The following is a 19,739-nucleotide window of genomic DNA, read 5'->3' as shown; positions in this document are numbered from 1 at the left end:
CCACCCGCACAGACTGGACGCCAGATACAGGCGGGAGCCAGCACCCACACGGCGCATCACCACAACAGGGCGAACGTTGCTTGATGCGGCACTAGCGGTCCCGGGGCGGCCTCCGCCGCGGGGCGATAACGTGCCGGGATGGAAGCGTTTCCGCGGCAGGTGCTGTGTGTGCTCGGCTCCGGGCTGGACCTTTCGGAGATGGAACGGACCGCTGCCGGCTTCGGCGGCTTCGTACTCGACCGCGAGTACTCCGAGGCCGCGCCCGACTCTCGGATGCCGAAGGCGTTCGAGGCCGGTATGGCGGCGGCCTCGTTCGACGAGACGGACCGGGCCGCGGTGGAATCCCACGACACGGTCGGCTACCTGCTGTCCACGCCGATGACGCGGGAACTGGCGGCCGACACGTCACGGCGGCTGCTGGCGGCGACGGCCGCCCTGCTGCGGTCCGGCGCCACGGCGGTGAAGAACGAGAGCAGCGGAGTCACGCACGGCCGGGACCGCTGGCTCGCGCTGGCCGACCGGGCGGCCGATGCCGAGGATGAGAGCCTGGCCGATGCGCTCGTCGACGCCTGGGTGCAGCGGCCGATCTACGACGGTCACGTGCTCTACAGCTGCGGCATGCATCTGCTCGGCGCCCCCGAGGTGGAGATCGAGGCCGACGAGGATGAACTGACCGAGGACGGCCTGCCCCGGCTGCGCGCACACCTGGACACGCTGGCGATCTACCTGCTGACCGATCCGCGCGCGGACGAGATCGAGGACGGGTCCGGTTTCCGGATGAGCGAGGACACTCCCCGCTGGTCGCTGCGCACCGGCCCATGCGACCGCTGTCTTCGGCCGGTACGGACGGTGATGACGGATTGTCGCCAGCGCCGATCCCTGCGGATCGCCACCATGAGGTGGTGACTACGGAGAACACGATGAATTCAAGTCCGATCGTGGCATCGGCGGCTAAGCCGCGAACAGACGTGTCCCGGGGCGACGCCTTGGTCGTGCTGCAGAAGTTCTACGCAGCTGAAGCCGCCTACATCGCCGCCGGGGGTATGGGCAAGGCCAGCTTCGATGAGATCGCTGAGTGTCTCGACCCGGAGGTGGTGATGCACCAGGCGCCCGGGTTGCCGTACGGGGGCACCTGGCGCGGGCCACGCGGCATCGAGGAGTTCATGGCCGCGATGAGCGAGGCGTGGCGGTCGTTGGAGTTCTTCGAGCAGAGGTTCGTGGTCGATGGTGACGCTGTCGTGGTGCTGAACCGGGGCCGCCTGCAGGCCCGCGCCACCGGCCGGGTCCTGGACACCTCGGTCATGCAAATGATCACCGTCAAGGACGGGCTCATTGCCGAGATGGTTCCGTTCTATTGGGACACTGCGGCGGTCGCCGACACGCTGCGCTCACAGTAGGTGGTGCCCCCCCGGATCACGTGACCGGGTCGCGTAGCCGGATTCTGGGTCCCGTCAGGCGATGCCCGTTCCGGTCCGGAAGAGTTTCAACCGCTCCTCGTCCACGACGATGATCCATCAGACGACCAGCCAAGATCTACGGGACACCGCCTTAGGGCCACAGGCCGGTGAGGGCGACGGCCTCCTCCGGGGAGGTGGCCTCCATCGGTCCCCGCACCGGTTCGCCGTCGGTGTCGTACAGGTGCCAGCCGCCGAGTTGCACGACCGGCACGGTGCCCCGGCGCAGGGCGTGGGCCACCTCCGACAGGGTGCCCCACGAGCCGCCGACCGCGATGACCGCGTCGGCGGAGCCCACGATCAGCGCGTTGCGCGCCTGGCCCATGCCGGTCGCGACGGCCGCGCTGAGGCCCGGGTGGGCCTCGGCCCGGTCGGCGCCGGAGAGCACACCCACGACCAGCCCGCCGGCCGAACGGGCACCCTCGGTCACGGCGCCCATCACGCCTCCGTACCCGCCGCAGAGCACGACGGCGCCGCGGGCGGCCAGCAGCCGGCCGACCTCGTACGCGGCGCGCCGCTCCGTCTCGGTGCAGTCACCCGGGCCGCAGACCGCGACCTGGATCAGGGCAGGGCCTTCTCGACCGCCTGGATCACCTCGTCGGTGTCGGGCTCGGCCTGCGGCGCGAAGCGTGCCACGACCGCGCCGTCGGGACCGATGAGGAACTTCTCGAAGTTCCACCGGATGTCACCGGTGTGCCCCGAGGCGTCCGGGGTGGCGACGAGCTCGGCGTACAGCGGATGCCGGCCGGACCCGTTGACCTCGACCTTCTCCGTCATCGGGAAGGAGACGCCGTACGTCGCCGAGCAGAACTCCGCGATCTCGTCGGCCGTGCCCGGCTCCTGCCGCATGAACTGGTTGCACGGCACGCCGAGCACGGTGAAGCCGCGGTCGCCGTAGGTTTCCTGGAGCCGTTGCAGCCCCTCGTACTGGGGCGTGAGGCCGCACCTGGAGGCGACGTTCACCACGAGCACCGCCTTGCCGCGGTACTGCCCGAGATCGGCGGGCCCGCCCTGCAGGCGTTCGATATCCACGTCATAGATCGACACGAGGTCGATCCTAACCTTGGTCCTATGGGCGACATCCTGGTCGGCACCGCTTCCTGGACCGACAAGACGCTGCTCGCGACGGACTGGTACCCGCCCGAGGTGAAGACGGCCGAGCAGCGCCTGAACTACTACGCGTCGCGGTTCCCGCTCGTCGAGGTGGACTCCACCTACTACTCGCCGCCGGCCGAACGCACCGTCGGCTACTGGCGGGACCGTACGCCGGAGGGGTTCACGTTCAACGTGAAGGCGTTCTCGCTGCTCACCCAGCACCCCACCCGGCCCGGCGCGCTGTACAAGGACCTGCGGGAGAAGGTGCCGGACAAGAAGAACCTCTATCCGCGCGACCTGCCGGAGGAGGTGACCGACGAGGTCTGGCAGCGGTTCCTGGACGCGCTGTGGCCGCTGCACGAGGCCGGGAAGCTGACCGCGCTGCTGTTCCAGTTCCCCCCGTGGTTCGTCATCGGGAAGCGGAACAGGGAGTACATCCTGGAGGCCAAGCGCCGCTGCGACCCGATGCGGATCTGCGTGGAGTTCCGCAACAAGACCTGGATGAGCGAGGAGAACCGCGGGGAGACGCTGGACTTCCTGACCAGGTACGCCGTGCCGTACGTCAGCGTGGACATGCCCCAGGGGCACACGAGCTCGATCCCGCCGGTCTTCGCCGCGACGTCGGACCTGGCCGTGGTCCGGCTGCACGGCCACTCCGACAAGTGGACCAGCAAGAACATCTACGACCGGTTCGGCTACCTCTACCGGGAGAGGGAACTGACGGAGCTGGCACCGAAGGTCCGCGACCTGGCGGAGAACGCCGAGACGACGCAGGTGTTGTTCAACAACTGCTACCAGGACTACGCCCAACGGAACGCGGCGCAGCTCACATCGCTCCTGGCCGGCGGCGACGGAGACGAGTCCCGCTGAAGACCGGTAGGCCCCCTCCGTGGAGGGGACCCACCGGCGACGCGGCATGCCGGAACGGCGAGGTCGCGGCGGTCACGCCGCCGCGGCGGCGGGTCCGCCCTGCGGCGGATGGACCGGGCCGGTTCCGGCGGCGACGGTCAGGGTAGATCGCTCACGAAGCTCGACAGGGACGTGGCGGCGCCGGTGAGACCACCGAGGGCGCCGTGGACGACGTTCGCCGCCTTGTGGGGCTGGCTGACCAGATAGAACGCCAGGAAGCCCAAGCTTCCCCATTTGGCGACTTTCTTCATATTTGGTCACTCCTCGTATCGACCTAGATACGTAGAGTAACTACCCTCGCCTGCGCTCCGACAGCACCGACGCCCCGCAAATAACGGCAAAGGATGTCGGCTTCCCGGCCGGAAGGTGGCCTGGTCGGGCCGGTTCGCACGCGCCGCTCAGGAGGTCGTCGACCGCAGGCTCTTCGGTACCGGCTGGTCCTCGCGGAGGGCGCGGAACAGCTCGCCGGCCCTCGTCGTGTCCCAGGTGATGTACGCGCCGGCGCTCGCCGAGTAGCCGTTCCCGCCGATCGGGACCGTCGTGGTGAGGCCGTCGCCCTTGGTCAGGCCGCGCATCGCCCAGGCGAAACCCGCCACGTTATACAGATGGTCGTCCTTGTCCACGGAGAAGTCGCTGGTGGAGCGGAGCACGAACGGCACGATGCGGAACGGGTTGAGCAGCGTGCCGGGGCTCGTCGCCTTGTGGGTCAGCGCGGCCAGGAACTTGCGCTGGTTCTGCACCCGCTGCAGGTCCTGGCTGGCGAACGCGTGGCGCGTGCGGACGAAGCCCAGGGCCTCCGGGCCGTTGAGCTTCTGGCAGCCCTTCTTCAGGTCGATCCCCGCGTCCGTGTCCTTGATCCGCTGGGGGATGCACATGTCGACCCCGCCGACCGCGTCGACCATGCCGACGAACCCGCCGAAGCCGATCTCCGCGTAGTGGTCGATGTGGATCTTCGTGGCCCCCTCGACCGTACGGACCAGCAGCTTGGGTCCGCCGAACGCGTACGCGGCGTTGAGCTTGTTGGGGTCGTGCCCCGGGATCGGGACATAGGAGTCGCGCGGCAGGCTGACCAGGGTCGTGCCGTGGTCACCGATGTGCAGCAGCATCATCGAGTCGGTGCGCTTCCCCTCGGCCTTGCCGGTGTGGAGCTTCTTGCGCTGCTCGCTCGACAGGCCCGCCCGGCTGTCGGAGCCGACGATCAGCCAGTTGGTGCCCGGGGTGTCCCCGGGCCGCCCCGGGTAGTCGGTGAACACGTCGATGCGGTTCAGCCGCGAGTCGAGGTAGAAGTACGCGCCGATCAGCAGCAGGAGCAGGACGAGGATGACGATCAGGGTGATCCGTCCCCAGCGACGGCGCCGCCGGCCGCCCACGGGCCGGCCCCCCTCGTCGTACGCCCGCCGGTCGCCGGCGTACGGGGCTGCGCCGCTTTGCCCGTGATCCACCCAATCGCTCATGGCAGACACCGTAGAGGGTCTCACCGAGTGGAGGCGTCAGCTTGACGAGTGATTCCGGGCCGGGAGGCGTCATTCTCCCGTAGGGCACGGGGCTCTAGACCGCGGCGGTGCCGATGAGGCCCCGGCGGGTGACGCGGGACGCCGGTTCCTCCTCCGGCAGGTCGCCCTCCGGGGGACGACGAGATAACGCGTCTCGGAGCCGGCGTCCCGCACGGCGATCTCGACGTCGTCCGGCAGCGTCAGCCCGAACTCCTCCAGCACGGCGCGCGGCTCGCGTACGACGCGGGAACGGTAGGCGAAGCTGCGGTACCAGCCCGGCGAGGGGCCGAAAAGCGTCACCGGGTAGCAGGAGCACAGCGTGCACACGACCACGTTGTGCAGCGACCGAGTGTTCTCGACGGCGCGCAGGCGGTAGCCGGACGTGGGGAGGCCGGCGGCCACGGCGTTCGCGTCGGGCGGCAGGGTCTCGCGGTAGCCCGGGTCGGTCCACGCCCGGGCGACCATCCGGGCCCTCCAGGTAGGACTCCCACAGGTCCACGGTCACCGTGTGCCCGCCCGCGCCCCACAGGTCACGGGCCGGGAACCGCACCGCGTACCCCGCCTCGACCCGCGGCGGGGTGATGCCGCGCGCCCGGTCGTCGGGCAGCGGCCACTCGCCCTCCCACTCGACGATCTCCCCCACGTGGCCGCGAACGTAGAGCGGCACACGCGTGTGGTGCGCGGGGTCGCCCGGCCGCGCGCGTACCCGGGTGCCCGGCGTGTACGCGGTCATGGGACCTCCTTCGCCGGAGGGGGGGCCTCGCCTCCGGTCGCCTCACCCCGCCCGGTCATGCCAGGCCCTTTTCGCGGAGGATCATCTCCATGGCGACCAGCCGGCGCTCGTGGTAGGAGGTGGGCAGGTAGTCCCCGGGAGGGATCCGCTCGATCGCGTCGCGCATCTCGTCGAGGTTGGACCCCCGTGCGGCCAGGCCCGTCTGGTTGGCTGGAGGACATGGAGGAAGAGCTGGAGAACCTGACGTCCAAGCAGCTGCACGACCGCGCGGTCGAACGCGCCGTACGCCACCTCGATGTGGCCTTCCTGTGGCGGCTGACCAGGGCCATCCCGGCGGCCCAGGCGGCCGCCGGCCACACCGACCAGGCCGAGGCCGACGTGTCCCACCTGTCGTCGATCCTCAACGAGCTGGTCCACTCGGGCGGCGGCGAGGTCGCCGACGAGCTCCGGCCGCTCTACATCGAGTACCTGCGGGGAAGCTGAGTCAGAGGTACTGGCCGAGGTTGTCGTCGGAGTTCGAGGTGCCCTCGGTCTCCGGCAGGTCCTCGACCCGCAGGGTGCCGACGTCGGTCCGCGCCGGGTCGTCCTCGCGGGTGATGCGGCGCGCCTGCAGGGCGATGGCGCGGTCCAGGTGGTTGCGCATGAGCCGGGCGTTGCCGAACGACTCGCCGCGGGCGGCGGTGCGCAGGTGGCGGCGTACGGCGTCGAGCACACCGTCGCCCAGGCTGAAGCCCGCGTCCGCGGCCATCACCTCGAAGATCGCCACCAGCTCGTCGTCGGTGTAGTCGGGGAAGCGCAGCACCAGGGGGAACCGCGAGGCGAGACCGGGGTTGAACTCCAGGAACCGCAGCATCGGGCCTTCATAACCGGCCACGATGACGACGATGTCCGCGCGGTGCTCCTCCATGAGCTTGAGCAGCTCGGCGATGGCCTCGTGCCCGTAGTCGCGGCCGGAGTCGGCGGGGGTCAGGGCGTACGCCTCGTCGATGAACAGCACGCCGCCGAGCGCACGCTCGACCGCGGCCCGTACCTTGGGCGCGGTCTGCCCGATGTACTCCCCCACCAGGTCGGCGCGGGAGACCTCGACCAGGTGCCCGGACGACAGCAGGCCCAGCTTGGCGTAGACGGCCGCGAGCAGGCGGGCCATGGTCGTCTTGGCCGTGCCGGGGTTGCCGGTGAAGACCATGTGGCGGGTGGGCGGGGCGATCGGGATGCCCGCGTCGCGGCGCAGCTGCTCGGCCCGTGCCTCGGCGACGAGCAGGTGCACCTCGTGCTTGACGGTGTCCAGGCCGATGAGCTTCTCGATCTCGGCGAGCGGGTCGCCGGGCAGGTCGACGTGGCCACTCGCGATGAGCGTGCTCGGGATGTCGTCCCCGAAGATCTCGTCCAGGGACTCGTCGTCGGTGAGCACCCCGTCGTCGAGGACGCGCCGCGACTGCATCGCGATGGCGCGGTCCAGCAGGTTGATCATGACGCGGGCGTTGCCGACCTTGCTGTCGCGGGTGCTGCCGTGGACCAGTTCGCGGACCTTCTCCAGCACGCCCTCGCGCAGCGCGAAGCCGGCGTCGGCGGCCTTGGCCATGAAGATCTCGATGAGCTCGTCCTCGGTCAGGCCGGGGAAGCGCAGCCGCTTGGGGAAGTAGGCGGACACCTCCGCGTCGCTCTTCAGCAGGCCGTTGATCGGCCCCTCGGGTCCGCACAGCACGACGACGAGGTCCTCGGTCAGCGCCTGGATGGAGGCGAGGAGCACGTCGACGGCCTCGCGGTTGCGGGGCGACTCGCCGGGCATCAGGTTGTGGGCGTCGTTGATGGCCAGGATGCCGCCCTGCGCCCGCTCGACCGCGCGGCGCACCCGGGGGCCGCTCTCGCTGACGTACTCCCCCACGAGGTCGGAGCGGTCGACCTCGACGAGGTGCCCGGACGAGAGCACGCCCAGCTCGGCGTAGATCCGCCCGAGGATGCGGGCGACCTTGGACTTGCCCGTGCCGGCGCCGCCGCTGAAGACGATGTGCTTGGGCCGCATGGCCACCGGCATGCCGGCCTCGCGGCGCATCCGCGCCGCCTCCGCCTCGGCGACGAGCAGGCGGACCTCGCTCTTGACCGACTCCAGGCCGACGCACGACTCCAGCTCGGCCATCGGGTCGGACTGCTCGGCACCGCCGGCGATGACCCGCTGCGGCAGGTCGCCCGGCGCGACCTCGGTCTCGCCGCGCGCCACCGCCGCCGTGACGCACTGCTCGGCGAGGTACTCCACGAGGCGTGCGCCGCGGAGGTTCAGCAGCGGCGGGGTGCGGGTGAGCAGCACGCCTGCGGTGGCCCCGGTCTCGCGCGCGACGGTCAGGTCGCGCCGGGCGACGGCGCGGCGGAACAGCTCGGCGTAGTCGTCCTCGCCGAACTCCTGCGTACGCGCGACGCGGAAGTGCTGGTGCAGCGCCGGGTTGGCGTCGAAGAGCCGGCGGTCGCCGCCCACCCGGCACAGGACGACGACGTGCAGCTTCTGGTGGCGTTCGAGGGCGCGGCGCAGCTCCTCGGCGAACCCGCTGCCACAGTTGTCGAAGGCGAGGATGCGGTCCAGGCCGTCGATGACCAGGAGGCGGCCTTCGAGGCACTCGCGCACCCGGGCGAGGAAGTACAGGATCGTGTCGCTGACGTGGAGGTTGGCGAAGACCTGGTCCGACACCCACACCGTCTCGCGTATGTCGCCGCGCGTCATCAGGGCGCTCTCCAGCGCGCGTACGGCGGTGCCCTTGCCGGTGCCGTCCGGGCCGCTGATGAGCAGCCGCACCGGGCGGGCCGCGTCGGCGCGCAGCACCTCGGTGACGGCGGCGACCAGGTCGGGCCGGCCGACGATGTCGTCCGCGACCTCGTCGGCCACCTCGGCGGCGCGCGCCTCCTCGGCCGGCGCGGGGCCGGCGAACGCCGCGGTGAGGGGGTTGACGACCGTGGGCGCCTGGAAGAGCCGGCGCAGGTCCATCTGGAAGCCGCGTACGGGCACCCGGCACTTGGGGCTGACGGCGGTCTCGGGCAGCCCCTGGACGCAGCCGGTGATGCGCAGCGCCATGTCGAGCCAGGCGCGGCAGACACCCGCCTCTCCGGCGACGAGCCCGCGCGCCAGCCAGGACCGTACGTCGGCCTGCCAGGAGTCGACGCGGAAGCCCTCCCGGAGCCGCTGGACGTGCTCCTGGACCGATCCGTAGCGCTCGACGCCGATCGCGAAGGCCATCTCCGCCGGCACCGCCGTGACCTCGGCCTGGAGCAGCAGCCGGGCGAGCGCGACGTCGAGCGCGTCGTGGCCGGGCACCGCCGACGTCAGGCGCTCGTGCGCGGCGACCCAGCCCGAGCAGACCCAGCCGAGGTATCCGACGGGCCCGGCGAGCTCGGGCAGCGCGGCCAGCGTGTCCTCGGGCAGGTCGAGCGCCCAGAGGCGTTCGAGCTCGCCCTGCGGGGTGCTCAGGTCGGCGGCGTGCGTCTGCGGGTCGGCGGCGCGCCGGTCGTACAGCGTGATCATCGCCTGCCGGCGCTTCTCGATCGGCTCGATGCCCTCGAGCACGTCGAGGGCCTCGCGGGCGAGCGTGTACATCGTCTCGCGCCGGTCGGGTTCGTCGCCGACGTTCTCCACGAGCCACAGGCCGGGCGGGCGCAGCCGGCCGCCCTGGCTGAACCACGCGTACGGGTCGCGCACCGGGGCCTCGGGCTTGGCGAGGAAGCCGGCGAACAGCTCGTAGTCGACGTCACCGCGTGAGCCCGCGCGGATCGCAGAGGCGCCGAGCAGGAAGGTGAGCAGCGACCACAGCTCCGCGCCCGCCGCCGAGGTGTCGGCGCCGTAGAAGTCGCTGAGCCCGCTGGTCAGCTCCTTCGCCCGGTCGTCACGGTCGAACTTCACCGCGCGCTCGCGCACCTCGTCGTACAGGCCGTCGGGCACTCTCCACGGACCGTGGGAGTAGACGTCGAGCACGGGCTCGTCGGTCAGGAGCAGGCCGAGGTGTTCGGGTAGGCGTGGGGCGCTCACGGGTAGACCTTACGACCGTTTCCACGGACGCCGCAGCCGCGAGCGAATCGGCCCTGGTGAGGGTAACGCGCTCAGCGCGGACGCCCCCGGTCGCGGTGTTCGGCGGCGATGCGCAGCGGGCCGGACCGGCGCTCGGATCGCTCGCGCGGCTCGGGCTCCGGCTGCGGCTCCGGCTGCGTGGCGAAGGTGAATCCGATCTCGGCCGGCGGGCGTTCGAGCGCCTCCAGGTCGTCGACGGGGACGAGCGCGGCGAGGGCCTTGCCGTGGCGGGTCAGCAGGATCCGCTCTCCGCTGTACCCGACGCGGCTGACGAGTTCCGCCAGCTCGGCGCGGGCCTGGGTCACGGGCACCTCTCGTGTCATGCCAACGATTCTAGCATTCTGTACAGTTTTGCTATTCTGTACAGAACTCTAGGAGGTGTGGACCATGGACTTCCCGACGTACGAGCCGCGCGCACGGGTGACCGAGCTGCCGGAGGCGGGTGTCACCGACCAGGTGTTCCAGCGGCTGCTCACACAGCGCATCGTCTTCATCGGGTCCGAGATCGACGACGACCTCGCCAACCGGGTCTGCTCACAGCTCCTGCTCCTCGCGGCGCAGGACGGGCAGCGCGACATCAAGCTCTTCATCAACTCGCCGGGCGGATCGATGGACGCGATGTTCGCCATGTACGACGTGATGAAGTACCTGCCGAACGACGTGTCGACGTTCGGGCTCGGCATGGCGGCCTCGGCGGGACAGTTCCTGCTCACCGCGGGCACCGCCGGCAAGCGCTACGCGCTGCGGAACACGCGCATCATGATGCACCAGCCCCTGGGCGGCATCCGGGGCACCGCGTCCGACATCCGCATTCAGGCCGAGCAGTCGCTGCACATGAAGCACCGCTTCCTGGAGCTGATCGCCGAGCACACGGGGCGGCCGTTCGAGCAGATCGAGCACGACGCCGACCGCGACCGCTACTTCACCCCGGCGGAGGCCCGCGAGTACGGCCTCATCGACCACGTCGTGACGAGCGCCCTGGAGGCGGGAGGTGTGGCGCCGTGAGGATTCACGAGCCGATCGGCGTCGAGGCCCGGTACATCCTGCCGTCCTACGTCGAGCGCACGTCGTACGGGGTCAAGGAGATGAACCCATACAACAAGCTGTTCGAGGAGCGGATCGTCTTCGTCGGAGCGCCGATCGACGACACGCTCGCCAATGACGTGATCGCCCAGCTCATCGCGCTGGAGGGGATGGACACCGACCGTACGATCAGCCTGTACATCAACTCCCCCGGCGGCTCGCTCACCGCGATGACGGCCATCTACGACACGATGCAGTTCGTCAAGCCGGACATCGAGACGACCTGCGTCGGCCAGGCCGCCTCGGCGGCGGCGACGCTCCTGGCGGCCGGCTCACCGGGCAAGCGCGCCGCACTGCCGCACGCGCGCGTCCTCATCCACCAGCCTCACACCGAGGGCGGGTACGGCCCGACCAGCGACATGGAGATCCAGGCGAAGGAGATCATCCGTCAGCGCGAGGAGCTGGAGGAGATCCTGGCCCGCCACTCCGGCCGCACGGTCGAGCAGGTACGCACCGACATCGAACGCGACCGCTTCCTCACCGCACAGGAGGCACGCGAGTACGGCCTCATCGACGAGATCATCACCAGCCGCAAGGTCCGCTGACCCCTCCCGTGAGCCCTCGCCCGCCGCCCAGACCGGACGAGGGTTCACGGGCCTGTCGTCCATGTCGGACGACGACTCACAGGCCTGCCGCCCAGGGCGGACAAGGGTTCACAGGCCTGTCGTCCAGGGCGGACAAGGGCTCACGGGCCTGTCGTCCACAACCGCGACACGCCCCTTCCCCCAGTGCGACCGGCCACTGGACAATGGAATTGGGGTCGGCCCCCCAGGGCGGGCGGGGTCCGAGCGGGGTCCGAGCGGGCGGGGTCCGAGCGGGGTCCGAGCGGGCGGGGTCCGGACCGACCGGTTCCAGAGACGGGCCGGATCCGGGCGGACCGGCTCTGGACGTGGCTCTGCCCGTAGTCAGGGGGTTCTCGGCGCCTCGGTGTCAGCAGCTCTGCTTGTACAGGTACTTGGCGACGGCGGGACTGTCGACGTTGTCCTTGGTGACCGCCACGAGCTGCGTCTGGATGTGCTTGGTCACGGTCTTGCCGTCGAGGGCGTTCACCGCCTGGTCGACGCCCTGGCGTCCGATCTCCAAGGGCTCCTGGCTGATGAGGCCCTGGATCGTACCGGCCCGCAGGTCCTCGACCTGCTTCGGGCTCGCGTCGAACTCGATGAGCTTCACCTTGCCGACCTTCTTGGCCTGCTTCAGCGACGCCGCCGCCCCCTCGCCGGTGACCAGGTTGGAGGCGAAGATTCCCGCCAGATCCGGGCTCTTGGACAGCTCACCGTTGACCAGTTCGGTGGCCTTGCCCGCGTCGTCGCCCGGGTACTGCTCCGAGGCCAGTGTGATGCCCGGATGCTTGGCGATCTCCTCCTTGAAGCCGGCCACCCGGTCGTCGGTGGTGGCGATGCCCCGCGTCGGCGCGAGCACCATCACCTTGCCCTTGTCGCCGATCTGCTTCGCCAGCGTCTGCGCCGCGAGCCGTCCGCCGAGCCGGTTGTCGGAGGACACCCGGGACAGCCCGACGGACTGGTCGGCCAGTTCGGTGTCCACGAAGACCACCTTGCTGCCGTTGCCGGTGAGCTGGCGGACCGGGCCGGCCATGGCGTCCTTGTCGACCGGGGCGATCAGCACCGCGTCCGGCCGTGACGCGGCGACCGACGTCACCACCTGGGTCTGCTGCGCCACGTCCCACTGGGCCGGCGCCTGGACGCTGAGCTTGGCGCCGAGCCGCGCCGCCTCGTCCTTGGCCCCGCAGTACATGGAGATGTAGAACGGCTCGTTCGCGATCCCCTGGATGAGGGTGAGCTTCTTGCCCCCGCCTCCGGACGAGGAGCCACCGCTCCCGCACCCGCCGGTCAGGGCCAGTGACAGCGCGGCCACCACGACGACGTACCTGTTCACCGATGTGCCTCCTTTATCGACGTTCTCGCGCTCGCCGCCGCAACTGGTCGAAGAAGACCGCGACGACCAGTACGGCACCGACCGCGACATCGAGCCAGAACCGCTGTGCCCCGAGGATGATGAGACCGTTGCGCAGGACGCCGGGGATCAGCACGCCGATCACCGTTCCCGCGACGGTGCCGACACCGCCGAACAGGCTCGCGCCGCCGATGACGACGGCCGCGATCGCGCTCAGGTTGTCGGACGTGTGGCTGGCGATCGTGGTGGTCGTGTAATGGGCGAGCGACAGCACGCCGGCCGCGCCCGACAGGAGACCGGACAGCGCGTACACCTTGATGAGGTGACGGTCGACCTTGATGCCGACCCGGCGCGCCGCCTCTGCGTTGGACCCGATCGCGTACGTGTGGCGGCCGAACCGGGTGAACGCGAGCAGCAGCCCGAAGACGACCGCGATGAGCACGGCGATGATGACGAGCCAGGGCACCCCGGCGACCAGGCCGTACCCGATGGCGTTGGCCAGCTTGGCGGGGATCCGGTTCACGTCGCTGCCGCCCGTGATGACCTGGGCGAGGCCGAGGGCCACGCCGAGGCTGCCGAGGGTGGCGATGAGGGGCGGGATCTTCGCCTTCGCGACGAGCAGGCCGTTCACCAGGCCCCAGCCGAGACCGCAGCCCATCCCGGCGAGCGCGCCGAGCGCGATGCCGCCCCAGCCCGCGGTCGTGCCGCCCAGCGCGACCATCGTCTTGGCCGCGACGACGCCGGAGAAGACCAGCACCGAGCCGACCGACAGGTCGATGCCGGCGCTGACGATGACGAAGGTCATGCCGACCGCGAGGACGAGCAGGATGGCCGAGTCGGTCGCGACGTTGCGGACGTTGAAGGTCGTGGCGAACTCGGCCGGCTTGAGCACGGCGAACAGCACGAACAGGGCGACGAGGACGGCGAGCGTCCACACCGTGTTCGAGCGCAGGAGGGCCGGGATCCGTCCCGCCTCCGTGGTCTCCTCCGCGGCGGCGGTCGTCGTCGTGGTCATGAGCCCTCCTTCGTCGGGGAAGAGACCCGGCGCGCGCGTTCATCGATTCGCCCACTCCGTACGCTCATGCGGTCTCCTCCTGGTCCAGTCCTCCGGTCATCGCCGAGACGAGCTGCTCCACCGACGTGTCCGCGGCCGCGAACCGGGCCACCCGGCGGCCCAGCCGCAGCACCTCCACCCGGTCGGCGACGGCGAGCACCTCGGGCATGTTGTGGCTGATCAGGACGACCGTCACGCCGCGGTCGCGGACGCGCCGGATGAGGTCGAGCACCTGTTTTCGCTGGACGACGCCGAGCGCGGCGGTCGGCTCGTCCATGAACACCACGCGCGACGCCCACGCCACCGCGCGCGCCACGGCGACGCACTGACGCTGCCCGCCGGACAGCTGCCGCACCGGCGCGGACATGTCCGGCAGCCGGATGCCGAGCTCGTCGAAGGCCGCCGCCGCCCGCCGCCGCATCGCGCCCCGGTCGAGCACGTTGAGGAACGAGAAGCGGGTCGGCTCGCGGCCGAGGAAGAGGTTGGCGGCGGCGTCGAGGTCGTGGGCGAGCGCGAGGTCCTGGTAGACGGTCTCGATGCCGAGCCGCTGCGCGTCGACCGGATCGGCCAGGTGCACCGGGCGGCCGTCGAGGAGGATCTCGCCGCTGTGGGGTCGCAGCGCACCGGCCAGCGTCTTGACCAGGGTGCTCTTGCCCGCGCCGTTGTCGCCGATGAGCGCGACGACCTCACCCTCGTACGCGGTGAAGGCGGCCCCTCGCAGGGCCTGGACATGACCGAAACGCCTCGTGACGCCTCGTGCTTCGAGCAGCGGTTCCGTCATGTGCACCTTCCTAGGGCGGCGGCAGCTCCCCGGAGCCACGGACGATGAGGTGGGTCGGCAGCACCACGCGTTGCGGGGGCAGTTCTTCGCCCGCCATGCGGCGGCACAGCAGCTCCGCCGCGCGCCGGCCCATCTCCACGGGCTGGTGCGCCACGACGGTCACCGGCGTGGCGAGCATGTCGGCGAGCTCCAGGTCGTCGAAGCCGACCAGCGCCGTGCCCGCGCCGGCGGCCTGGATGGCCCGCAGCGCGCCGACCGTCAGCCGGTTGTTGCCGGTGAAGACGGCCGTCGGCGGGTCGTCGAGGGCCAGCAGCTCCGCCATGGCCGACTCCGCGCCGGTCACGTCGTGCCGGCCCGGGCGTACGAGGGTCTCGTCCACGGGTATGCCGTGCTCGCTCAGCGCCTCGCGGTAGCCCCGCAGGCGCTCGCTCGCGGTGAAGATGCCGGGCAGGTCGGACAGGCAGGCGATGCGGCGGTGGCCGTGCCGGAGGAGGTGGGCGACGGCCGAGCGGGCCCCGCCGACGCTGTCGATGAGGACCACGTCGGCCTCGAGCGCCTCCTCGGGCGGGCGGTCGATGAAGACCGCCGGGGTGCCCATGCTGATCTCGGAGATCAGATAGCGGTGGTCGTTGCCGGAGGGCACGACGAGCAGGCCGTCCACCCGGCGCTCGCACAGCGACCGGATGAGGTGGCGCTCGCGCGCGGGGTCCTCGTCCGAGCAGCCGGAGATGACCAGGAGGTCGTGCGTGCGCGCGACCTCCTCGACCCCGCGCGCGATCTGGGAGTAGAAGGGGTTGGCGACGTCCTTGATGACGAGCCCGAGGCTGCGGGTGCGCTTTCCGCCGCGCAGCGCGCGGGCGATGTCGTTGCGGCGGAAGCCCAGCGCGGAGATCGCGGCGTTGACCTTCGCGGTCGTGTCCGGCCGCACGCCACCCTCGCCGTTGACGACGCGCGAGACCGTCTTGAGGCTCACGCCGGCATGCCGGGCGACATCACGCATGGTCGGCCGCATGGGCTCCCTCAAGACATCGGCTGGACGGGCGTCGAAACCGCCGACCGTGAGAGACTGCCCGGAACCCTGCGGCGCGATCGGCGCGGCCCCTGGGCGATCTCTCAGGACGACAACGTTGTCATCTCATCTCCGCGCACCCGGCGTCAAGCCTGCCGCCCGGCCACGGCACGAATCGGCCGCCCGCCACCCGCCGCGACGCCCCCGCCCGTAGCACGCGGTGCCCGGCCGTCGGCCACTCCCCGGCCGAAGCACGGTACGCGCCTTAGGCCTGGGTGTTCTGTCCCGTCAGGTTGGTGATGCGGCTGGCGGGTGGGAGGCCGCCGAGTGCGGTGTGGCCGCGGTGATGGTCGTACATGTGCGGCCAGGGCGCGAGGGCAGTGCGACGTTCGGCCTCGGAGCGGTAGGGGCGTGCGTAGGCCCATTCGTTGGTCAGGGTGCGGTGGAAACGTTCGGCCTTGCCGTTGGTTTGGGGCCGGTTGGGGCCGGTGCGCTTGTGGGTGACCGGCGGCGGCGAGGGCGTTGCGCCAGAGAGATGCCGCAGCGGGTGAAGTGGGTGTGTGCGTGTTGCCAGAACGCGACGGCGGTTTCTTTTGTGTTCGTCGGCCAGGATCTCGGTGTAGGCACGGGCGGGAGTGGTCATCGATGGCGGTGTGCGGATAGCCATAGCCCGGGTGCGCTCCGCCGTGCCGGTCCCGCGTGGCACCGGGAGTGGTGGCCCGGTTGCGTCTGCCGGTACCGCGGCCGATGGTGCGTCGGCCGCCGCCGTCGGGGATGTTGCCCGGCTTTTTGACATCGATGTGGATCGGGTCGCCGGGCTGGTCGTGTTCGTAGCGGCGGATCGGTCGGCCGGTTCCCCGGTCCAGGTGGGTCAGGGGTAGCGGACCAGGACCGGGTGCGCCGTGGCCGGGTTCAGCCCCAGCCGGCCGGCGATCCGGGCCGGTCCCAGCCGGTGGGTGATGATCCGCTGCTCGGTTTTGCGTGGGGTCCGGAACGGGCTGTGGTGCGGGCGGCTGGAACGGTCACTAACCCCGGCGGCACCGTGTTGCCGGTACCGGTCCACCCACCGCTCGGCCGTCATGGGTAAGACCTGGAACCGCTCAGCCGCCCGCGCCGGCGGCCACTTGTCCTCCACGACGCAACGCAGAAGCTCCAACCGCCCCCGCGGCGTCAGTTCGGCATCAGCGCGGACCACCAAGACCTCCCAGACGAGATGTGCATGTTGCGATGACACACACCCCGCCAGGAGATCCTCCCTATACCACCGTGTCGCCCCTACCAACCTCCATGGTCAGTACGCCTAGAGCGGGTGGAGGTCCGGGCGTTTGGCCGTGAGGCCGTCGCCGGACGAGCGGCCCTGCAGGCGCCGCTGGATCCACGGCACGAAATAGGTTCGCGCCCACTCCAGGTCGCTGCGCCGGGAGGTCAGCCAGTCGACGGGCGGTGCGGCCGGCCAGGGCTCTCGCCAGTCGCCGGTGGCCTCGACGCCTAGTGCCTCGCAGGCGGCCAGCGCAACGCGCCGGTGCCCGTCCGGTGACAGGTGGAGGCGGTCCTGTGCCCAGGCGCGCGGGTCCAGCAGCGTCCGCATCGACCACAGGTCCACCACCCGGCAGTCGTGCCGGTCGGCGATGGAGCGCAGGTGCAGGTTGTACATCGCCGCCTTGCCGCGGATCCGGCGCAGCACCGGCACGTCGCGCGTGTCGAAGCCGGTGAAGAGCAGCACCTCGGCGCCGGTCGCCCGCAGCCGTCGTACCGCGTCCTCGAAGACGACGGCGAGCCGGTCCGGATCCGCGCGCGGGCGCAGCAGGTCGTTGCCGCCCGCGGCGAGCGTGATCAGGTCCGGCCGCAGCTCGACGGCGCGTGGGACCTGCTCGGTCGCCACCTGGCCCAGCAGCCGCCCGCGTATGGCGAGGTTGGCGTAGCGCAGGCCGGTGGTGGAGGCGGCGAGATGCTCGGCGAGCCGGTCGGCCCAGCCGCGGTAGCCGCCGGCGGGATCCGGGTCGTCGAGGCCCTCGGTGAAACTGTCACCGAGGGCCACGTATGAGGAGTACGTCGATTCGGAGTCGGTCACGTCCATCAATGATGCATGACGGCACCTTTGGACGATCACGGCCCCTCAGTGGTTGATGGGCACTCCTCGGCCGCGCATCGACAGGGCGTGCTCGACCAGCGTGATGAGCGTCGCCTTGGTGGACTCGCGGTTGCGCGCGTCACAGGTGATGATCGGCACGTGCGCGCCGATCGTGAGCGCCTCGCGGATGTCCTCGATCGTGTGGGTGTAGACCCCGTCGAAGCCGTTGATGCCCACGACGAAGGGCACCCCCGACTCCTCGAAGTAGTCGACCGCGGCGAAGGAGTCGGCGAGCCGGCGCGTGTCCACGAGGACCACCGCACCGATCGCGCCCTTCACCAGGTCGTCCCACATGAACCAGAACCGGTGCTGTCCGGGCGTGCCGAACAGGTAGAGGATCAGCTCCCGATCGAGGCTGACCCGGCCGAAGTCCATCGCGACGGTCGTGGTCGTCTTGTCCGGAGTGGAGGACAGGTCGTCGACCTCGGTGCTGGCCGAGGTCATGACGGCCTCGGTGGTCAGCGGCATGATCTCCGAGACCGAACCGACGAAGGTCGTCTTCCCCACACCGAAACCTCCCCCGACAATGATCTTGACCGAGGTCATCCCGGGGGAGGCACCGGGGTTAGAGCTTGCGAAGTCCACTGAGAACCCTTTCCAGCAGCTGGAGGTCAGGCTGCCCCTCAGTGAAGGGAGACTGATGCAGGCGTAGCAGGCCTTCGTGTGCCATGTCCGCGATCAGCACACGAGCCACGCCGAGCGGCAGTCTGAGCAGGGCCGACACTTCCGCCACCGAACGCCAGTTGCGGCATAGATCGATGATGGCTTTGTACTCGGGGGTGAGAGTCGTGATGTCTTGCCGTGGATACGGAGCGACCGAGATCAGTGCCTCGATCGGCAGGTCGTACCGTGGCTTGGTGCGTCCGCCCGTGACCGCGTACGGCCGGACCAGCGAACTCGAATCTCCCGCTTCCGAGGGCGGCGACGAGGGCGGCCCCGGCGGCGGGTCTCGGTGCGGACCGGGGTTCGACCCGTGCTGAGGGCCGAACCCGTAATTCCCGTACCTGCCGCCGTCCACCCTTAACCGATCCCGGGTTCGGCGCGGAGCGCGGGCGTCAGCACGCGGCCCACACGCTCGACGAGCAGTGCCATCTCGTACGCCACCAATCCCATATCGCAGTCGGGTGCGGCGAGAACGCCTAGCACGGAACCGTCACTGATCGCCATCACGAAGAGCAGCCCTCGCTCCATCTCGACGAGCGTCTGCGTGACCGCACCGCCCTCAAAGATACGGGCCGCTCCCTGGGTGAGGCTGGTGAGTCCCGACGCGATCGCGGCGAGCTGATCGACACGGTCGGCCGGGAAGCCTTCCGAGTACGCCATCGGCAGACCGTCGGAGGAGACCACCACGGCGTGCGCGACGCGCGGCACGCGTTCGACGAAGTTCGTCACCAGCCAACTGAGGTCCTGGCGGCTGTTCACTGGTTCTCCCGTTCATCATCTTCGGGCTGGATCGCGGCGCGACCCTTCCGTACGCCCTGCTGGAAGCTCGCGAAACGGTTCCGTACGGTTTCCGCCTGCGGCGGGCGGGACTCCACCCGGGGTGCGGGCTGCGCAGGCTGCGCGGACGGTGCCGACTGGGCCGGCTGTGCCGGCTGTGCCGACTGGGCCGGCATCGGCGCCGGACGGACCGAACCGGGGATCCGGTTGCTCCCGGGAACCCGTTTCGGCAGGCCTGCGTTGGTCTGTCCGCCGGTCGCGGGGGCGCGGACCGTCTCCGCGGCCCGCCATCCCTCGTCGCCGGGCGAGGACCACTCCCTCGGTGGGGAGGAATCAGCACGGTTCATCGATCCCGTCTTACGCCGCTGAAACCATTCCGACTGCATTGCCTCGAAGATAGGGGAGCGTCCGTTGCTCTCCGGCACCGAGCGGCGCTCATTGAACGCCGGGCCCGCCGGCTGGGGCTGTGCCTGGGACGGCACCGGCCTGGGCGCCGGAGGCTCCTGTGGTGGGCCCGGCGGCGGGCCGGGCCTGGAGGGCGGCACTCCCTGCGGACGCGACGAACGCGACGGAGCGGTCGAGCCGGAGCCGCGGCCGG

Annotated in this window: 22 protein-coding genes and 3 pseudogenes; 7 read left to right on the top strand and 18 right to left on the bottom strand. The window is 70.6% G+C overall.

Translation table 11 applies throughout. The features are described from left to right. The first annotated feature begins 138 nt into the window (after positions 1-138). Both ACFFNX_RS16320 and ACFFNX_RS16315 read left to right on the top strand, forming a co-directional pair. Positions 139-906, top strand: coding sequence for a hypothetical protein (locus ACFFNX_RS16320; RefSeq protein ID WP_378202014.1), 768 nt, complete (start codon positions 139-141; stop codon positions 904-906). Between the two features lie 86 nt (positions 907-992). After that, positions 993-1,397 carry a nuclear transport factor 2 family protein gene (locus ACFFNX_RS16315; protein ID WP_378202011.1) on the top strand — a complete coding sequence of 135 codons (405 nt, stop codon included), beginning with the start codon at positions 993-995 and terminating at the stop codon, positions 1,395-1,397. Between the two features lie 151 nt (positions 1,398-1,548). Here ACFFNX_RS16315 and ACFFNX_RS16310 read toward each other — a convergent pair whose 3' ends face one another. Continuing rightward, positions 1,549-2,133: a TIGR00725 family protein gene (locus ACFFNX_RS16310; protein ID WP_378202008.1), complete on the bottom strand. Its 585-nt coding sequence runs from the start codon at positions 2,131-2,133 to the stop codon at positions 1,549-1,551. Further along, a complete protein-coding gene (locus ACFFNX_RS16305) occupies positions 2,016-2,501 on the bottom strand; it encodes a glutathione peroxidase (protein ID WP_378202005.1) in 486 nt (161 codons plus the stop codon). Before ACFFNX_RS16305 ends, ACFFNX_RS16310 begins: the two co-directional genes overlap by 118 nt. A 24-nt stretch (positions 2,502-2,525) precedes the next feature. Here ACFFNX_RS16305 and ACFFNX_RS16300 point away from each other — a divergent pair, with 24 nt between their 5' ends. Next, positions 2,526-3,419, top strand: coding sequence for a DUF72 domain-containing protein (locus ACFFNX_RS16300; RefSeq protein WP_378202002.1), 894 nt, complete (start codon positions 2,526-2,528; stop codon positions 3,417-3,419). 137 nt (positions 3,420-3,556) lie between these two features. Here the strand turns inward: ACFFNX_RS16300 and ACFFNX_RS16295 are convergent, their stop codons facing one another. The 5 genes and pseudogenes from ACFFNX_RS16295 to ACFFNX_RS16275 form a co-directional block, all read right to left on the bottom strand. Continuing rightward, the gene (locus ACFFNX_RS16295; protein WP_378201999.1) at positions 3,557-3,709 is read right to left on the bottom strand and encodes a hypothetical protein; all 153 of its coding nucleotides are present in this window, start codon (positions 3,707-3,709) and stop codon (positions 3,557-3,559) included. Positions 3,710-3,856: 147 nt separating this feature from the next. Next, complete coding sequence (locus ACFFNX_RS16290) at positions 3,857-4,912, bottom strand: LCP family protein (protein WP_378201996.1); 1,056 nt, start codon at positions 4,910-4,912, stop codon at positions 3,857-3,859. Positions 4,913-4,981: 69 nt separating this feature from the next. Next, a pseudogene (locus ACFFNX_RS16285) lies at positions 4,982-5,425 on the bottom strand (nitrile hydratase subunit alpha); the annotation flags it as partial. A gap of 10 nt (positions 5,426-5,435) precedes the next feature. Further along, positions 5,436-5,684: pseudogene (locus tag ACFFNX_RS16280) on the bottom strand (SH3-like domain-containing protein); the annotation flags it as partial. A 55-nt stretch (positions 5,685-5,739) separates the two neighbouring features. Continuing rightward, a complete protein-coding gene (locus ACFFNX_RS16275; RefSeq protein ID WP_378202017.1) occupies positions 5,740-5,880 on the bottom strand; it encodes a hypothetical protein in 141 nt (46 codons plus the stop codon). 23 nt (positions 5,881-5,903) lie between these two features. Between ACFFNX_RS16275 and ACFFNX_RS16270 the strand changes: the two genes are divergently transcribed. Further along, positions 5,904-6,167, top strand: coding sequence for a hypothetical protein (locus ACFFNX_RS16270; protein ID WP_378201993.1), 264 nt, complete (start codon positions 5,904-5,906; stop codon positions 6,165-6,167). A 1-nt stretch (position 6,168) separates the two neighbouring features. Here the strand turns inward: ACFFNX_RS16270 and ACFFNX_RS16265 are convergent, their stop codons facing one another. Then, a complete protein-coding gene (locus tag ACFFNX_RS16265) occupies positions 6,169-9,693 on the bottom strand; it encodes an AAA family ATPase (RefSeq protein ID WP_378201990.1) in 3,525 nt (1,174 codons plus the stop codon). A gap of 71 nt (positions 9,694-9,764) precedes the next feature. After that, positions 9,765-10,055, bottom strand: a complete 291-nt coding sequence (locus tag ACFFNX_RS16260) for a type II toxin-antitoxin system Phd/YefM family antitoxin (protein ID WP_378201987.1) — start codon at positions 10,053-10,055, stop codon at positions 9,765-9,767. Between the two features lie 64 nt (positions 10,056-10,119). Between ACFFNX_RS16260 and ACFFNX_RS16255 the strand changes: the two genes are divergently transcribed. Next, positions 10,120-10,737, top strand: a complete 618-nt coding sequence (locus tag ACFFNX_RS16255) for a ClpP family protease (RefSeq protein WP_378201984.1) — start codon at positions 10,120-10,122, stop codon at positions 10,735-10,737. Continuing rightward, on the top strand, positions 10,734-11,360 hold the full coding sequence (locus ACFFNX_RS16250) for an ATP-dependent Clp protease proteolytic subunit (RefSeq protein ID WP_378201981.1): 627 nt from the start codon (positions 10,734-10,736) through the stop codon (positions 11,358-11,360). Before ACFFNX_RS16255 ends, ACFFNX_RS16250 begins: the two co-directional genes overlap by 4 nt. 385 nt (positions 11,361-11,745) lie before the next feature. On the opposite strand, the gene ACFFNX_RS16245 is transcribed toward ACFFNX_RS16250, so the two are convergent. From ACFFNX_RS16245 to ACFFNX_RS16205, 9 genes and pseudogenes are all read right to left on the bottom strand, one after another. Continuing rightward, positions 11,746-12,708 carry an ABC transporter substrate-binding protein gene (locus tag ACFFNX_RS16245; protein WP_378201978.1) on the bottom strand — a complete coding sequence of 321 codons (963 nt, stop codon included), beginning with the start codon at positions 12,706-12,708 and terminating at the stop codon, positions 11,746-11,748. 13 nt (positions 12,709-12,721) lie between these two features. Continuing rightward, a complete protein-coding gene (locus ACFFNX_RS16240) occupies positions 12,722-13,741 on the bottom strand; it encodes an ABC transporter permease (protein ID WP_378201975.1) in 1,020 nt (339 codons plus the stop codon). Positions 13,742-13,805: 64 nt separating this feature from the next. Continuing rightward, positions 13,806-14,561: an ATP-binding cassette domain-containing protein gene (locus ACFFNX_RS16235; RefSeq protein ID WP_378201972.1), complete on the bottom strand. Its 756-nt coding sequence runs from the start codon at positions 14,559-14,561 to the stop codon at positions 13,806-13,808. 10 nt (positions 14,562-14,571) lie between these two features. Continuing rightward, a complete protein-coding gene (locus tag ACFFNX_RS16230) occupies positions 14,572-15,561 on the bottom strand; it encodes a LacI family DNA-binding transcriptional regulator (RefSeq protein WP_378201969.1) in 990 nt (329 codons plus the stop codon). Positions 15,562-15,835: 274 nt separating this feature from the next. After that, positions 15,836-16,765, bottom strand: a pseudogene (locus ACFFNX_RS16225) (integrase core domain-containing protein). A gap of 105 nt (positions 16,766-16,870) precedes the next feature. Continuing rightward, positions 16,871-17,647, bottom strand: coding sequence for an SGNH/GDSL hydrolase family protein (locus ACFFNX_RS16220; RefSeq protein WP_378201966.1), 777 nt, complete (start codon positions 17,645-17,647; stop codon positions 16,871-16,873). Between the two features lie 39 nt (positions 17,648-17,686). After that, positions 17,687-18,247 carry a GTP-binding protein gene (locus tag ACFFNX_RS16215; RefSeq protein WP_378201963.1) on the bottom strand — a complete coding sequence of 187 codons (561 nt, stop codon included), beginning with the start codon at positions 18,245-18,247 and terminating at the stop codon, positions 17,687-17,689. A gap of 19 nt (positions 18,248-18,266) precedes the next feature. After that, complete coding sequence (locus ACFFNX_RS16210) at positions 18,267-18,719, bottom strand: DUF742 domain-containing protein (protein WP_378201960.1); 453 nt, start codon at positions 18,717-18,719, stop codon at positions 18,267-18,269. A gap of 2 nt (positions 18,720-18,721) precedes the next feature. After that, entirely contained in the window at positions 18,722-19,123 is a 402-nt protein-coding gene (locus tag ACFFNX_RS16205; RefSeq protein WP_285576345.1) for a roadblock/LC7 domain-containing protein, read from the bottom strand. A gap of 429 nt (positions 19,124-19,552) precedes the next feature. Here ACFFNX_RS16205 and ACFFNX_RS16200 point away from each other — a divergent pair. After that, positions 19,553-19,739: hypothetical protein (locus tag ACFFNX_RS16200; RefSeq protein ID WP_378201955.1), on the top strand; the 187-nt coding region annotated here is incomplete at its 3' end.

The organism is Actinoallomurus acaciae, from assembly GCF_042429965.1.
Lineage (GTDB): Bacteria > Actinomycetota > Actinomycetes > Streptosporangiales > Streptosporangiaceae > Actinoallomurus > Actinoallomurus acaciae.
The sequence above is the reverse complement of the archived record's forward strand: the minus strand, read 5'-3'. Positions and strand labels throughout refer to the sequence as shown.

What these genes read in the sequence shown, in the direction of transcription:
- ACFFNX_RS16290 (WP_378201996.1), bottom strand. Translation starts at nt 4,912, where the DNA reads ATGAGCGATTGGGTGGATCACGGGCAAAGCGGCGCAGCCCCGTACGCC.
- ACFFNX_RS16270 (WP_378201993.1), top strand. Translation starts at nt 5,904, where the DNA reads ATGGAGGAAGAGCTGGAGAACCTGACGTCCAAGCAGCTGCACGACCGC.
- ACFFNX_RS16220 (WP_378201966.1), bottom strand. Translation starts at nt 17,647, where the DNA reads ATGGACGTGACCGACTCCGAATCGACGTACTCCTCATACGTGGCCCTC.
- ACFFNX_RS16260 (WP_378201987.1), bottom strand. Translation starts at nt 10,055, where the DNA reads ATGACACGAGAGGTGCCCGTGACCCAGGCCCGCGCCGAGCTGGCGGAA.
- ACFFNX_RS16255 (WP_378201984.1), top strand. Translation starts at nt 10,120, where the DNA reads ATGGACTTCCCGACGTACGAGCCGCGCGCACGGGTGACCGAGCTGCCG.
- ACFFNX_RS16295 (WP_378201999.1), bottom strand. Translation starts at nt 3,709, where the DNA reads ATGAAGAAAGTCGCCAAATGGGGAAGCTTGGGCTTCCTGGCGTTCTAT.
- ACFFNX_RS16240 (WP_378201975.1), bottom strand. Translation starts at nt 13,741, where the DNA reads ATGACCACGACGACGACCGCCGCCGCGGAGGAGACCACGGAGGCGGGA.
- ACFFNX_RS16230 (WP_378201969.1), bottom strand. Translation starts at nt 15,561, where the DNA reads ATGCGTGATGTCGCCCGGCATGCCGGCGTGAGCCTCAAGACGGTCTCG.
- ACFFNX_RS16215 (WP_378201963.1), bottom strand. Translation starts at nt 18,247, where the DNA reads ATGACCTCGGTCAAGATCATTGTCGGGGGAGGTTTCGGTGTGGGGAAG.
- ACFFNX_RS16300 (WP_378202002.1), top strand. Translation starts at nt 2,526, where the DNA reads ATGGGCGACATCCTGGTCGGCACCGCTTCCTGGACCGACAAGACGCTG.
- ACFFNX_RS16320 (WP_378202014.1), top strand. Translation starts at nt 139, where the DNA reads ATGGAAGCGTTTCCGCGGCAGGTGCTGTGTGTGCTCGGCTCCGGGCTG.
- ACFFNX_RS16235 (WP_378201972.1), bottom strand. Translation starts at nt 14,561, where the DNA reads ATGACGGAACCGCTGCTCGAAGCACGAGGCGTCACGAGGCGTTTCGGT.